The organism is Cohnella nanjingensis, assembly GCF_014212125.1.
Classification (GTDB): Bacteria; Bacillota; Bacilli; order Paenibacillales; family Paenibacillaceae; genus Cohnella; species Cohnella nanjingensis.
The window spans coordinates 1-14655 of record NZ_JACJVP010000013.1; the positions used below are offsets into that span (position 1 = coordinate 1).

The window sequence follows — 14655 nt, forward strand, 5'->3', positions numbered from 1 at the left end:
AATGCCATTGATGTAAACTACTCTCTTTGAGCTCAAGTCCGCGTTTCCGTCAAATGTGCGTATGTAAACTACTCACTTTGAGCTCCAGTTCGCGTTTTCGCTAAATGTGCGTATGTAAACTACTCTCTTTGCCCTCCAGTCCGCATTTCCGTCAAATGTGCGTATGTAAACTACTCTCTTTGAGCTCCAGTCCGTGTTTCCGTCAAATGTACGTGTCAATATCGGATGAAAATCCCCCAAAATCAACGGTCGGCTTCAGAGGCTCCTAACGGCTCAGGGCGGAAGAAGCCGGCCTTTTTCTTCTCTTTGATGCGACAGCTCTCACCCTTCGCCCAGCTTGAGCTTTGAATCGGTGCCTGGACACTGCCGTTCGCGTCATTAATGAATCCGTCAAGCGACATCGTCATACCGAAGATTACTTTTGTCATAAGGACTTCCTCTATTCCGATTTGGCGATGCGATATTGAAGGTGGGTTATTCCCTGGGATTCTAAGATTCGATTCGTTTCCAGTCGGATCCGTTCGGATCCGATATGATCGAACAAACGAATCCCCTCCGTGAGCAGCACGGGGGCAATGTGCACCTGAATCTCGTCCAGGAGCGACGCTTGGAGGCATTGTTGGGCTACTGCCGCTCCACCCAGCACATATACGTCTTTATCGCCTGCCGCCGCCTTAGCCTCTCGTATGGCCGCTTCAATGCCCTCCGAGACAAAGGTAAATGGAGTCCCGCCTTGAGGAACGTTTTCCGGGAGGTCGTGGGAGAGCACAAATACGGGAACGCCGCGAATCGGATGATTTCCCCCCCACCCGGATGCGATCTCATAGACTCGCCTGCCTGCAACGATCGCGCCCGTCCTTTCGAACAGCTCGCTCATGACTTCGCTTTTCTTGAAAATACCGGTTTGGAAATCCACAATCCATTCGTGCAGCGGCTGCACAACGTCATCCCTTCCGGCAATAAATCCATCCAGTGACATGGAGATGTCTAAAAATACGCTGCCCATCTAGCTCATTCCCTTCTAGGCTCATTATTTTTCAATCATTCTCCTCATTCTACCAATTTGGAAGAAATCCTATTTATTCTCGATTGCTAAGTTGAGCCCTGTCCGCGTTTCCGCCAAATGGGCGTATGTACACTACCTACATTGTGGTCAGTCGGCGTCCAACCCGTACTTCGGTCAACTCGCATCAAAAAAGGGGCTGTCTCAGAAGGCCGCTTGGGCCCGGAGGGACAAGTCTCTCGGTACGTTTTCGCCAGCGTCACATTCAAATAGGGATAATCGCCGCTCCAACACTCCGACCGCCAAATGTAGGTAAATGATTTCCGCACATTCGCCGCTCCAACCCGCCGACCGCTAATGTAGGTAAATGATTTCCGCACATTCGCCGCTCCAACCCGCCGACCGCTAATGTAGGTAAATGATTTCCGTACATTCGCCGTTCCAGCTCGCCGACCGCCAATGTAGGTAAATGATTTCCGCACATTCGCCGCTCCAACCCGCCGACCGCTAATGTAGGTAAATGATTTCCGCACATTCGCCGCTTCAGCTCGCCGACCGCTAATGTAGGTAAATGATTTCCGCACATTCACCGTTCCAGCTCGCCGACCGCTAATGTAGGTAAATGATTTCCGCACATTCGCCACCCCAGCCCGACGACCGCCCATGTAGGTAAATTATTTCCGCACATTCGCGGCTCCAGCCCGACGACCGCCAAATGTAGGTAAATGATTTCCGTACATTCGCCGCTTCAGCCCGACGACCGCCAATGTATGTAGTTTACATACGCCGCAGTAAGGCTAATGGGACTGTCCCTAGGTCCGTTGATGACCTTTTGAGACAGCCCCGCCTAACGCACGCCTACCTCCTCCACCTGAACGCCCCTCCACCTGAACGCCCCTCCATCTGCACGCCCGTCCACCTGCACGCCCGTCCATCTGCACGCCCCGTCGCCGCTTACCGCGGCGGCGTCGCGACCGGAGCCGTGAGCGCCCGCTTCCGCGCCAGATACTCGTCGATCTGCCGCTGGGCTTCGGCGAGGATCTTGTCCAAGCCGCTGTCCTGCTGCAGGCGGACGTAGTCGGCGATCGCTTGGACGGGATCGGGAACGGTGCCCAGTTCGATCGCGCCTACGTACGTCTCGACGTTCCGGTCCCGCAGGATGAGCTCGTCGCGGATTCGATCCTCGGAGATAAAAAGGCCGTCGATCGGCGAGTTGACGTTGTTGGGCTCGTTCGCGAACGCCTCCTCCGCGAGCCAGAAACCCTTGCCGTAAGTCGGCGTCGGCCGCATGAACTGCGGCTTCCAGAGTCCCCACTGCCCGCCCCACTCCATATAGTTGCTCGTCGTCGTCCCCATCCCCGCCGGATAAGCCACGGACCCGTCGGGCTGCTTCAGATACGTCTTGCCCTCGATGCCGTATTGGACGAGGTCGTAGAGCGTGCCGTCGGTCTCGAGCATATCGAGGAACCGAAGCACGAGATCCGGATGCTCGGAGTTGCGGTTGATCGCGATGACGTTCGCCAGCGGCGTCCGGTTGACCACCTTCCGGTCCGGGTAGAGCAGCGAGCTCTCCTGTTCGAACGAAGGATCGCTGAAGCCCGGATCGGCGTTCACCCATTCGTGCGACTGCGCGGTGAACAGCATGTTGCCGTTGCGCCACAGCGAAGCGCCGTCCTCCTTGTCGAGCGGAATATCCTTGTTCAGAATGCCCGCGTCGTACCATTTCTTGGCCATGATGGCGGCCTCCAGATAGAACGGCTGCTGCTCGACCGGCTGGATGCGCACCTTCGGATCGTTCAAGTAGAAGCCCATGCCGTGGAACCCGAGATCCACCCACTCGTCCCGCAGCTTGTAGAGGTCTCTGGGCAGCGTCCGGGAGAGCTTGGCGTTCGGATAAGCCTTCTTCAGCGCTCGGAGGAACGCGTCCACGTCCTCGATCGTGCGGATCGAGCCGGGCGCGGGATTCAGTCCCGCCTTCTTGGTCAAGTCCGAACGCCACTGCGCGTAGAACCGCTGGTTCATCTTCATCGTCCAGGGCAATCCCGTGACCTTGCCGTCCACCTCCGCCGCCCGGAGCGTGCCCTGCTGCTTGTATTTCTCGTAGAGGTGCGGCGCGTATTCGGGCAGCAGGTCGTTCAGGGTCATATACGCCCCCTTCGCGGCCATCTGCTTGTAGGACAGCCAATCCGCGTCGAAGTTCATGTCCCACCGGTCGCCGGCCGCGGACTTGACCATCATCTTGTCCCGGTAATCGCCGATCGGAATGAAGTGAACGTCGAAGCGGACATGCAGCCCTTTGCTCTGCACGTAATCGCCGACCGCCGCCCACACCTCGTCCGTCGCGGCCTTCTTGTCCCCGCTGAAGTAGAACCGCAGCAGCACCTCGTCCTCCGGCTCCTCATTCTTGCGATCGGCGGCTTCCTCCCCGCCGCTTCCGCTGCATGCGAATAACGCGAGAATCGCAATGGACAGCAGAAGGGGGAGCAGTCGTCTGTATGCCCTTGTTGTCAAAGCTCGTCGCCGCCTCCCTGCGCCGCATCTTCCTTCAGCACGGGATGCCGGAGCGTGATCTTGGTCCCGATGCCCGGCCCCGTCTCGATCGCGAGGCGGTACCGCTCTCCGAAATACAGCTTCAACCGGTCGTTCACGTTGCGCAGTCCGACTCCCCGGCGTCTCGCGTTCGACGGCTGCGAGGCGGCATCCGAATCCAGGGCGAGCCGAGCGAGCGCTTCGTCCGGGATGCCGTTGCCGTTGTCGGCGATCTCGATGACGATATCCTGGCCTTCCCGCCGGCCGGACAGCAGAATCTTGCCTTTGTCGAAGTTGTCGCGGATACTGTGCTGGATCGCGTTCTCCACCAGCGGTTGAAGCAGCAGCCGCAGGAAAGGCAGCGCCAGCGTCTGTTCGTCGAAGGAAGTGATGATGCGGACGGGCTGCCCCATACGGGCCTGCTCGATCTGGACATAGGCCTTCACCTGCTCGATCTCGCGGCCCAGCGTCGTGATCTCCTTGCCTTGATTAAGGCTGAGACGCAGCAGGTTCCCGAGCGCCGACACCATCTCGCCGATGTCGCTCCGCCCATGGTTCTCGGCCTTCCAACGGATGGACTCCAGCGTGTTGTACAGGAAGTGCGGGTTGATCTGATGGCTCAGCACTTGGAACTCCAGTTCTTTTTTCTTCCGCTCCGAACGGGAGGCCTCCTCGATCAGCCCTTCGATCTTCTGGGCCAGGCTGCCGAAGCCGCGGTACAGCCAGCCGACCTCGTCCTGCCGCGACAGCCACGGGAACTCGGGCAGGAAGCTGCCGGATTCGAACTTGCGCATCAGCCGCACCAGCTTCACGATCGGCTGCGTGAAGTAGACGGTAATGTAGAACACGACGCCCAGGCAGCAGATCAGATAGACGATGAGGAAAATAACCAGCAGCCGGTTGATCTCCTCGATCGTTCCCGTCAGCTCGTGCAGCGGCGTCAGGCTGACCAGCACCCATGGCTCGCTGTCCATGCGCAGATAGGTGGCCAGATGCGTCGCGCCGTCGATCGAGATGGACTCGGCCCCTTCCTTGCCGGCGCGGATATGTTCGATGAACCGCCCGGAAGGCATCGGGCTGCCGGTCCACGCGTTGTCCGACGTATCGTAGAGGACCAGCCCCTCTTCATTCAGCAGCAGCAGCTTCTGCCCGTTCATCCGGTCGGACGGCGAGATGAACCGCTTCAGCTGGTCTTCCGACAGATCGGTCGCGATGATGCCCCGCGGCGTCTGGTCGTACAAGCCCGAGAACCGCTTCACGTAGGACAGCAGCGGCTTCGCGTACCGGCCATTGCGGGGCATGAACAGGTTCCAGGTCGGCACGATCGTCCCTTGCGACAGCCGGAACCAATCCTCGGACTCCACGGACGCGGATTCGCCGATCGTATTCATGTACGTCGGATAATCGGACGGCCGGATCGGGTAGACATGCACCCGGAACGCGTCGATGAGCGGCGTGTTCTGGTAGAGCACCGTCAGCAGGTTGACCGCGAAGGCTTCTTCCGCCTCCGGGTTCTCCGGCTTTCTCGCGAGCAGCTCCTGCAGCGTCTTGTTGCCGATCAGATCGTTGACCTGATCGTTCATGCGGTCCAGATAGATCTCGAAGTTCTTCTTCGTCTGCAGCAGATAGCTCATCGAGATCGTCGTGTTGGCGTTCGAGATTCCCTCGATCGCCTTGATATGCGCGTAATAGGCAAAGATCAGGAACGGTACGATGATGATCATGAAGAAGATCAGGATCATTCGATTCCGAAAGGAAGACAGCAGCCGAAAGGACATCTTAGTCATCCGCGATCCCCTGAAGCCTGCGATATTCCTTCGGCGTGCAGCCCGCCTGTTTCTTGAACAGCTTCGTGAAGTGCACTGGATCTTTGTAACCGACTTCGGACGCGACCTGATAGATCTTGTACTGCACCTGGCCCAGCATCTTGCGCGCCCGCTCCATCCGAACGTCCGTCAAGTATTCCAGGAACGTCTTGCGCTTCTCTTTCTTGAACAGCTTGCTGAGCCACACCGGCGTGACGTGCACCTCCGCGGCCACGCTCTGCAGCGTCAGACTCTCCGCGTAGTGCGCGCGGATGAACTTGTCCGCCTCCTGGATGATCTGGCTGGGCGACGACGCATGGCTGCGAAAGTCCCGGGCCATATCGAGCAGGAACCGCTCCGTCTGCGCCCGCAGCGACTCGAGCGTGTCGAATTGCTCCAACTGCTCCCACAGCGCGATCGGGTTCCTCTCCCAGCTCTTGTCCGTCCAGCCGAGCGCGGATGCCTTCTTGAACAGGGCGAGCAGCCATTCGAACAGCTTCTGCTGGATATCCCGCGTCTGCGCGATCGGCCAGCTCTGCACCATCTCGACGAACCGGTCCATCGCTTGGGCGATATCGTCGTCCGTCCCGTAACGCGCCAAGTCCAGCACCTCGTCGGGATTGCGGATCGACGGGTTATCCTGCTCCGCGTCCGCCTCCCAGCCTTGGCTCGTCAGCAGGCGGTTCCCGCCGTATACGGCTTTCTGCTCCAGGATGTCGCCCGCTTCGGCGAACAGCTCGTGCAGTTGATTGAAGGGGCCGGGCGCCGAGCAGAGCGCGGCGCTGACCTTGACCTTGACGTAATCGTTGATCCGCCGGATGCAGATCTGCGCCAGCTCCTTGCACGGTTCCAGATCCGCGGTTCTGCAGCTCAGCACGGCGATCCAGCGTTGCTTCGCGTCCGCGCAGAGCGCGGCCTGCGACGAGTATTCCTCCGCCAGCGTATGTTTGACAACGTTTCCAATTCCGAACACGATAAGACCGATCTCGTTCTGCGAGCCCGCCCGGTTCCCGATCGCCTTCAGGTCGTCCGCCTCGAAGATCATGACGGCCATCCGGTCCCGCAGCATCCAGTCGAGCTGCAGCGTCTGCAGCCGATGCGAGATCCGCGCTTCGCGGTACGGATTGTGCTCGCGCTCCAGCATCTCTCTCAGCAGTTCCTCGCGCATCTTCGGAATCGCGCTGTGCACTTGATCGTTCAGCAGCAGTTGATTAGCTCGCGCGATCCGCTCCTGCTCGAGCTCCCCGATCGCTTTGCGCAGCACGTCCCCCAGCTCCGCCGTGTTGATCGGCTTCAATACGTAATCCATCGCCCCCAGCTTCATCGCTTGCCGGACCATCTCGAAGTCGTCGTAGCCGCTGACGACGATCGACCGCCACGGATAGGACGCCTCGGCCGCCAACGCCTGGATGAACGCCAATCCGGACATGCGCTTCATCTTGATGTCCGTCACGATCAGCTCCGGCTTCCGCGCCAGCGCGACCTGCAGCGCCGAGTCTCCGTCGTCCGCGGTGAGCACCTCTTCGACGCCATAGGCGGACCAAGGGAACCTGGTCCGCAACCCCTCACGAATCTCCAGCTCGTCGTCCACGATGAGCACGCGCACCCGAATCTCCCCCACCTTCTCTTGGATGTTCAGCGCCATTGGGCCCCTATCAAGAGTGTAGTTCCTCTTGATAGAACCGTGCAATGTGTGAATCTTGGCTTACACGGGGTCAATCCTAGCTCGTTTTGGGAGGCGTTTGAAGGAAGCCAATAACGGCCCGTAAAAGTTTGCGATTCCCTCCTTGCCGCGAGCAGCGCGATTAAGCTGCGGGACGTGACACGCCAAGCTTATCCGTATTCGTCCGAGCGTATCGATTCCTGCCCCTGCTTCTCCGTCGGAATTTGAGGGCATGAAGAAGGTCCTGCCAACAGCCGTTGGCAGGACCTTGCTTGATGTAGGGCATTTGCCTAGTTCCGGATGCGAAATCACGAACGGAGAGGGAGCGCCTTTACGCGACCAGGCTAACCTCTTTCTTGCGCTTATCCCACTCCATCTTGACGTGGTATTGCTCGCAGAACTCCTTCAGCGAGACGAGCGGCCCCTCTCCCTGATCCTCCTTGATCACCTTGGAGAACTTGATCGTCTTGCCGTTGACGGTCAGGACGGAGTTGGGATCTTCGCTCTCGGCCGACGGGATGCCGTATCCGAACAGCATGTTAATGAACGCATCGGGACTCGTATCGGAACGTCCCGCATTGATGCGGAAAGCCTTCGTGTTCACGTTCGTATTGATCCCCGACTCCGTGGTGAACGACAGCTCGATTCCCATTTCCCGGAGCAGATCCATCAAGTACGCGTTGTACTTCCCGTAGGGAAAAGCGACGGCCCCGTACGTGTTGCCGAGTTCCTCCCGCAGCCGGGCTTCGGCCAAGGAGAGATCCGCTCTTACCCGCTGCTCGTATTCGGGAATCGTCTCCTGCCTGCCTTCCTCCTTCAGATAGAGCCTTCCGACCGTCAGCGGCTTTTTGCCGCCTTTGGGGTTGACCTCTCCCAGACTGTGAAGGTTGTAGGTATGGCTCATGAACGACATCCCCGCTTTCTTCATCTCTCGCATCTGGTCCCAGCGGAGCTTCGGAATGCCGGGCTGACCGGGATCGTCGACCTTCGAGACGATGACGAAGTTGACGGCCGGGTACCCGTATTTCTTCAGAATCGGATAGGCAAGCCGATAAAAGGATTCATATCCGTCATCGAAGGTGATCAGCACCGCGTTATTCGGGATCGGCTTCCCATGGAGCATGAAGTCCCGATATTGGTCCAGTCCGATGGCGTGGTACCCGTTGGTTTTGAGCAGGCGCATCTGCTCGTCGAATTGATCGGCGGAGATGATGTCGTCCTGATTCGATTTCTCCATCATATGATGGTACATGAGGACCGCGACGCGGTCCGAATAATGCGCGGCTTCCGACAGCTCCGGCCCAGCCCCGGCCCCGTCCTCCCCGAATGTCCGCTTCAGGAAGCTGAGCGGCACCATCACCTGACCGTCGACCATCGCCGTGGCCGGCACTTCGAACGATTTGCCGTTCAGCTTCACGCTTATCACTCCAGCCTCCGCTTCGGAGGCGTACGTCGCCATCAGCAAACCGATACATACTATAGCGCCCAACAACAAGCCTATCCCGATCCCGTGCTTCTTTCTCATCTATGTATCATGCCTCCTTGGTGACCCAAGTATAGGAGGCACTTCTTAAAGACGACGTCGCCAATCGCTTATCAATCTCTTAAATTTTGCTGAATAACTCTTTTGTTGACGGCGGCGCCAAGCGTTCGCGAGCCGATCCGCGTGTCAGCGAGTCGCACGTCGGCGAGCCGCACGGGGCTTCGCGCAGCTTGCAATCCGGTTGCTGCCTTGTCGCCCATGTGCAAGCTTGCGCGAGTCTCGTCAAGGCCTGCCCGGTCCGCCGTCCGGCAGCCGCGCCAGCGTCCATGCGGGCAGGTCGTTGCGGCAGGGATACTTGGCGGCGAGCGCCTCGTCGATGTCGACGCCCAGACCGGGCGCTTCGTTCACGTAGGCATACCCGTTCCGTACGGTCGGGGTGCCGGGGAATACTTCGCGGATCCGGTCGGAGAACGCGTACCACTCCTGGATGCCGAAGTTCGCGGCATTCAGATCGAGATGCAGATTCGCGGCGTGGCCGACGGGCGAGACGTCTCCGGGGCCGTGCCAAGCGGTCCGCACGCTGAACGCCTCGCTCAGCGCGGCCAGCTTCTTGGCCGGCGTGAGGCCTCCGATGGCGCTGATGTGGCAGCGGATGAAGTCGATCAGCCCGCCGGAGATGAGCGGCATCCATTCGCGCGGATGGACGAACAGCTCGCCCATCGCCAGCGGCGTCGCGGATTGCGCGCGGATCATCTGAAAGCCGTCGAGCTGCTCCGGGGCCAGCGCATCTTCCAGGAAGTAGAGCCGGTACGGCTCCAGCTGCTTGGCCAGGCGCACCGCCTCGATCGGAGCCAGCCGCTCGTGCACGTCGTGCAGCAGCTCGATCTCGAAGCCGAACCGCTCCCGCATCCGGTCGAATAGCTTCGGCACGCTGCGCGCGTAGGCGTCCGGATGGAAGTAGGCGCCCGGCAGCGCGTTCTCCGGCGGGACGCAAGCATTGTTGCCGCCGTAGCCGCCCCATTGGCAGCGGATATGGCGCACGCCCTGCTCCATGAAACGCCGCAGGTTGTCCTCGATCTCCTCCAGGTCGCGCCCGTCCGCATGGCGGTAGATGGCGGCGCCTTCGCGGCACTTGCCGCCGAGGAGCTGATAGACGGGCTGGCCGGCAAGCTTGCCCTTGATGTCCCACAGCGCCATGTCGACGCCGGAGACGGCGTTGTTCAAGACCGGCCCGTTGCGCCAATACGAGCTCACCATGGCCGTCTGCCACAGGTCCTCGATCCGCTGCGGGTCTTTGCCGATGAGGAAGGGCTTCAGATATTCGTCGACGGCCGCCGCTACCGCTAGATACCGCTGCGTGAACGTCGCGCAGCCGAGTCCGTAGAGGCCCGGCTCGGAGGTCTCGATCTTCACCACGACCAGGTTGATGCCGTCGGGCGCCGTCAAGATCGTCTTCACGTCGCGAATCGTTAGGTCGCTCATGTCTATCGCTCCTTAGGGCCGCGTTCCGGCCGATGATGTTCATGCGATTCACCAGGGACGACGCGAATACTCCGGTCCTTCCGGCATGCCCGGCAGGATCAGACCTCCGTCCGCGCGCAGGTTAATGCCGGTGACGTAGGCCGAGCTCTCCGAAGCGAGCCAGACGCAGATGCGGCCGACGTCCTCCGGCAGCCCCATGCGGCCGAGCGGGATGCGCGGGCCCAGCTCGTCGGAGAATACGCTAGGCGCCCGAACCAGAATGGCGCCCGGCGCCACGCAGTTGACCCGGATGCCGTGCGGGGCCAAGTCGAGCGCGACGGATTCGCTCGCCCGCTTCAATCCGGCCTTCAGTCCGCCGTAGACGGCATCGCCGCGGTAGGCGCGCTCGGCCCGGGACGACGTGATGTTCAACAAGCTGCCTCGTATGCCGGCCGCGATCATATGCCGCGAGACCTCCTTCATCAGCAGCAGCGGGGCGCGGAAGTTCAGCATCAGGAGCAGGTCCAGCGCATCCGGCGACTGCTCGGCGATGCCATCGAACAGGCAAATGCCCGCGTTGTTGACCAGGACATCGATCTGTCCCATCCGGCCGATCGCTTCGGCCGCCGTCGCCGTGGCCGTCGCGGCGTCCGACAAATCCCCGGGAACGACATGACAGTCGCGTCCCCAACGATCGCGAATGACGGCCGCCGTCGCAGCGGCCTGCCCGTCGTCTTGCCAATGCCCGATCGTCACGTCGTAGCCCGCTTCGGCGAACGCCATGGCGATGCCTCTGCCGATTCCTCGGCTCCCGCCCGTGACGAGCGCCGTTCTCCGAATGTCCATGCGGATTCCTCCTCCCGATCATGACATGCGTCGGGCCGCCATTCTAGAACCGAGCGCCGCTAATCGAGCTTCACCTTGGACAAGACTTCTGCGTCGAACTTCTTGGCGGCCGCATCGAGCAGCGCTTTGACGTCGGCATTTTTGTCCGTGAGCACCTCTTGCATGACATTCGTGAGCGCCGCGTAATATTCCTGCCCGTTGTACGGCGCTTCCGGCACGCCCTTGGTCAATTCGATCACATGGGGATCGATCTTGAACACCGTGTCGGGATATTGATCGAGGACCGCTTGCACCTTTTGTCCGTATTCGGAGTCCGGCTTCCAGTAATCCGAGATGCTCGGCACTTTGATCTGGCCCTTGGACTTCCTGCTGTCCAGATCGGTCTTGAGCGCATCCAGCCCGCTGTCCGCGAAGTAATCGAAGATCACGTAGTCGAATGCCGTCTGCTGCGCTTCAGGCGGCTCTTGGGGATTAATGATGAAGTAATTGCCGCCGAGCACCCCGACGTGGTCGCCGCCTTTCTCCTTCGAAGGCATCGGCAGCACCAGCAGGTCTTCCTTCTTCATGCCGCCGTTGTTGACGGCATCCTCGACCGTATTGCCGAGGACGATCGCCGCGCGGCCTTGCTTGAACAGGTTGTAGGTGTCGCCGTAGTTCAGCGCCCAGTTCTGCGGCATCGCGTTGCCTTCCCATCTGAGCTTCTTCAGGAAGGACATCGCCTGGACGCCGGCATCCGAGTTGAACGCCGAGACGACCTTGCCGTCGCCTACGGTCTCCGGCGTGCCGCCGGCTTGATACAGGAAGTTCGTCCAGTTCCAGCCGCCTTCATTGCCTTTGGCCATGATCGCGAAGCCCGCGATTCCCTTCGACGGGTCGGCCGTCGACCGGGCCGCCTCGTAGAAGTCGTCCCACGTCCAATCCGGCGTAGGGAGCGCGACGTTCTTGGCCTCGAACAGCTTCTTGTTAAGCGTGACGGTCATGATGTAGGCATCGTGCGGGATCGCGTAGAGCTTGCCGTCGAACGTGAACGGCGCGGTCAGCGTCTCGTTGAAGTCGCCCGCATGCTCGAAATTCGCCATGAACGGCGACAGATCGGACGCCCATTTGTGCTCGACCAGCGTCTTGCCTTCCGTCGCGAACGTGTTGTAGAACGACGGAGCCTGATGCGCGGCCATCTTGATGCCGATCTCGTTCGGCGCGTATTGCCAGTCGTTCTTCTTGATCGTCACGTTCGGATGCTTCGCGGAGAACCGCTTGATCGCATCTTCGGTTACCGCGATCGAGACGGGATTGTCCGACTTCGGATATTGGACGGTCAGCGTGACCGGAGCGCCGCCGCCGGCATCGGAGGCGGTTGACGGCGTCGAGCCGTCCGATTTGCCGGGCGAAGCCCCGTCCGCTGCCGAAGGGCTTGCGCCCGAGCCGCCTCCACTGCCGCCGCATGCGGTTGCGATCGCCAGCAGACCGGCGATGGCCAGAAGTCCAAGCTTGTTCGTTTTCATATGGTTCGGCCCCTTTCCTCTATCGCTGCGTAATGGGTTGCACGATCATCATAGCGGGACGCCGTCCCTCGGATCGATGACGGATCCATCGTTTGTGGTGACGGATTCACCGCGGTTAACCCTTGATCCCCGACAGGTTCAAGCCGTGCATGATGTTCTTCTGGAACAGCAGAAAGAAGATAAGCGGCGGCAGCATGACGAGCGTCAGCACCCCGAACTTGACGTTCATCGGGAGATTGGCGGATTGGACGATATTCCGGTAGACGATCGAGGCGATCGGATATTTCTCCGTCGACGTCAGGACGAGCGAAGGCCAGTACCAATCGTTCCAAGTCGCCGTGAAGGCAAAGATCAGCAGCGTCGAGAAGACGGGCAGCGACAGCGGCACCGCCAGCCGGAAAAAGCAGCGAAGCTCGGACGCGCCGTCGATGCGCGCGGCTTCGAACAGCTCTCTGTGAATGCCGTCGAAGAACCCTTTGAGCAGCATGATGTTGAACGCGTTGGCGCCGGCCGACAGCCAGAACGCCCAATAGGTATCGATCAGTCCCAGGCTCTGCAAGTTCAGGAAGCTCGGAATCAGATACGTCGCGCTAGGGATCATCAGCGTGCTCATGAAGAAGAGCGTCATCCCTCTGCGGAACGGCAGCTTCATCTGGGACAGGCTGAACGCCGCCAAGCCTACGACCGTGAGCGGGATGACGGCATTGCCCGCATAGAGGAGCAGCGTGTTGCCGAAGGCGCGTCCTAGATCGACATACTGCAGTCCCTCTTTGAAGTTGCCCCATTCGAGACGATGCGGGAGGAAGGTCGGCGGGAAGGTGAAGACCTCTTCCCTCGTCTTCAGGGACGAGAAGATCGTCGTGCCGAACGGGTACAGCATCGATGCGGCCAGCGCCAGAAGGGCGAGCAGCATCACCGCGTATCCGGCGGCCACGCCCTTCTTCTTGAAGTCGAACGAAGACAGAATGCTGCGTTCGCGCGCGGCTCGGCTCATGCTTTTTCGCTCCTTCCTTGGAGGTAGTAGAGGACGATCGACAGCGTCGTCAGCACCAGGAACATCATGACGCCCAGCGCCGAGGCCGTGCCGTAATTAAAGCTCGTGAACGCTTCGTTAATGATCTTGTACATATAAGTGAGCGTTGCAATGTTCGGTCCGCCCCCCGTCAGCGCGACATGCGTCAGGAAGCCTTGGGACGTGCCGATCAGCTGCAGGATGAACAAGAGCACGTACAGGTGGCGGATGCCCGGAATCGTGATGTACCGGATGCGCTGCAGCACGCCGGCGCCGTCGATCTCCGCGGCTTCGTACAGGTCCTTCGGAATGCCGACGATGCCCGCCAGATAAATCAGCGCCGCCGACCCGAAGCCCTGCCACGTCTCGGCGATGACGATGGCGAGCATGGCGACGTGCTTGTCCGTCAGCCACAGCACCTGGTGTCCGCCGAACCAGGACAGGATCTGGTTCGCCGGGCCCAGCGGATCGTAGAGCCATTGCCACATGCCGTAGAGGACGACGGCCGGCACGATGTTCGGCAGATAAACGATGAGACGCATCGCCCCTTGGCCTCTCCGCAGCTCGGATACGGCGATCGCGACGAGGCTGGGCACCCAGAACCCGATCAGGACGCCGAGCAGCATGTAGTAGAGCGTATTGCGCACCGCCATGCCAAGATCGGCGCTCGCGAGCACCGTCCGGTAGTTGTCCCAGCCGACGAATGCGCTCCCGTTCACGAAGTCGACGTGCATGAAGCTGTATACGATGCCCTTCGCGATCGGGGTCCATAGGAACATGCAGAAGACGAGGATCGCGGGAAGCAGAAACGCGATGCCCCAGAAGTAATCTCTGCATGCCTTTGCGAACCGTCCTCGCACCTCGTTTTCACGGTGGGCAAGCGGTTGAACAGCAGCCATTTTCCCACCTCCTCTCCCGTTGAATGTCGTGTTCTTATTGTAACGGGTTCATAGAGGAGGGCCCATGACGGCTCCTCCGCTCTTCATGACGGATCCTCCTCATCGCGCGAAGTCCGCCTCGCACGCAAAACGCTCATGACCTTTCCCGATCACAGGCAATAATGAAAATTGCGACAGGCTAGAAGGATCGCTCAGCGGCGAATCCGGACTTTACGAGCTGCAACGATAAAATCGACATGGCCTATCTGATTCTTGTTTGGTGGTTAGCGGATATTCTGACATTCTAAGCACCTATTGTTCCGTCATCATAGAGTTGTCGGACCTCCGGACCTCCAGACCTCTAGTCCTCCAGTCCCCCAGACCGCCAGACCTCCAGACCTCCAGACCACCGGACCTCCAGTCCTCCAGACCACCGGACCTCCAGACCTCCGGACCTCCGCACCTCCAACGCC

At 60.1% G+C, this 14655-nt stretch carries 11 protein-coding genes; all 11 read right to left on the minus strand.

Going from position 1 to position 14655, the window contains the following annotated elements:
* Positions 1–242 precede the first annotated feature (242 nt).
* Positions 243–428, minus strand: a complete 186-nt coding sequence (locus H7C19_RS09745; RefSeq protein WP_185142472.1) for a hypothetical protein — start codon at positions 426–428, stop codon at positions 243–245.
* Between the two features lie 11 nt (positions 429–439).
* Complete coding sequence (locus H7C19_RS09750) at positions 440–1006, minus strand: dihydrofolate reductase family protein (protein WP_185142462.1); 567 nt, start codon at positions 1004–1006, stop codon at positions 440–442.
* Positions 1007–1957: 951 nt separating this feature from the next.
* Positions 1958–3514 carry an extracellular solute-binding protein gene (locus tag H7C19_RS09755; RefSeq protein ID WP_185142463.1) on the minus strand — a complete coding sequence of 519 codons (1557 nt, stop codon included), beginning with the start codon at positions 3512–3514 and terminating at the stop codon, positions 1958–1960.
* Positions 3511–5319, minus strand: a complete 1809-nt coding sequence (locus tag H7C19_RS09760) for a sensor histidine kinase (RefSeq protein ID WP_185142464.1) — start codon at positions 5317–5319, stop codon at positions 3511–3513. Before H7C19_RS09760 ends, H7C19_RS09755 begins: the two co-directional genes overlap by 4 nt.
* Positions 5312–6982 carry a response regulator gene (locus H7C19_RS09765; RefSeq protein ID WP_221469151.1) on the minus strand — a complete coding sequence of 557 codons (1671 nt, stop codon included), beginning with the start codon at positions 6980–6982 and terminating at the stop codon, positions 5312–5314. Before H7C19_RS09765 ends, H7C19_RS09760 begins: the two co-directional genes overlap by 8 nt.
* A gap of 349 nt (positions 6983–7331) precedes the next feature.
* Entirely contained in the window at positions 7332–8525 is a 1194-nt protein-coding gene (locus H7C19_RS09770; RefSeq protein ID WP_185142465.1) for a polysaccharide deacetylase family protein, read from the minus strand.
* A gap of 240 nt (positions 8526–8765) precedes the next feature.
* Positions 8766–9965, minus strand: coding sequence for an enolase C-terminal domain-like protein (locus tag H7C19_RS09775; protein WP_185142466.1), 1200 nt, complete (start codon positions 9963–9965; stop codon positions 8766–8768).
* A 48-nt stretch (positions 9966–10013) separates the two neighbouring features.
* On the minus strand, positions 10014–10790 hold the full coding sequence (locus H7C19_RS09780) for an SDR family NAD(P)-dependent oxidoreductase (protein WP_185142467.1): 777 nt from the start codon (positions 10788–10790) through the stop codon (positions 10014–10016).
* Positions 10791–10849: 59 nt separating this feature from the next.
* Entirely contained in the window at positions 10850–12292 is a 1443-nt protein-coding gene (locus tag H7C19_RS09785; protein ID WP_185142468.1) for an ABC transporter substrate-binding protein, read from the minus strand.
* Between the two features lie 115 nt (positions 12293–12407).
* Positions 12408–13286: a carbohydrate ABC transporter permease gene (locus H7C19_RS09790; protein WP_185142469.1), complete on the minus strand. Its 879-nt coding sequence runs from the start codon at positions 13284–13286 to the stop codon at positions 12408–12410.
* The gene (locus H7C19_RS09795; protein WP_185142470.1) at positions 13283–14203 is read right to left on the minus strand and encodes a carbohydrate ABC transporter permease; all 921 of its coding nucleotides are present in this window, start codon (positions 14201–14203) and stop codon (positions 13283–13285) included. The genes H7C19_RS09790 and H7C19_RS09795 overlap by 4 nt, the downstream gene beginning before the upstream one ends.
* Positions 14204–14655: the final 452 nt, after the last annotated feature.

Bases quoted from the DNA above. Each gene is read 5' to 3' on its own strand.
- H7C19_RS09785 (WP_185142468.1), bottom strand. From the start codon at position 12,292: ATGAAAACGAACAAGCTTGGACTTCTGGCCATCGCCGGTCTGCTGGCG.
- H7C19_RS09760 (WP_185142464.1), bottom strand. From the start codon at position 5,319: ATGACTAAGATGTCCTTTCGGCTGCTGTCTTCCTTTCGGAATCGAATG.
- H7C19_RS09745 (WP_185142472.1), bottom strand. From the start codon at position 428: ATGACAAAAGTAATCTTCGGTATGACGATGTCGCTTGACGGATTCATT.
- H7C19_RS09775 (WP_185142466.1), bottom strand. From the start codon at position 9,965: ATGAGCGACCTAACGATTCGCGACGTGAAGACGATCTTGACGGCGCCC.
- H7C19_RS09765 (WP_221469151.1), bottom strand. From the start codon at position 6,982: ATGGCGCTGAACATCCAAGAGAAGGTGGGGGAGATTCGGGTGCGCGTG.
- H7C19_RS09790 (WP_185142469.1), bottom strand. From the start codon at position 13,286: ATGAGCCGAGCCGCGCGCGAACGCAGCATTCTGTCTTCGTTCGACTTC.
- H7C19_RS09770 (WP_185142465.1), bottom strand. From the start codon at position 8,525: ATGAGAAAGAAGCACGGGATCGGGATAGGCTTGTTGTTGGGCGCTATA.
- H7C19_RS09795 (WP_185142470.1), bottom strand. From the start codon at position 14,203: ATGGCTGCTGTTCAACCGCTTGCCCACCGTGAAAACGAGGTGCGAGGA.
- H7C19_RS09750 (WP_185142462.1), bottom strand. From the start codon at position 1,006: ATGGGCAGCGTATTTTTAGACATCTCCATGTCACTGGATGGATTTATT.
- H7C19_RS09780 (WP_185142467.1), bottom strand. From the start codon at position 10,790: ATGGACATTCGGAGAACGGCGCTCGTCACGGGCGGGAGCCGAGGAATC.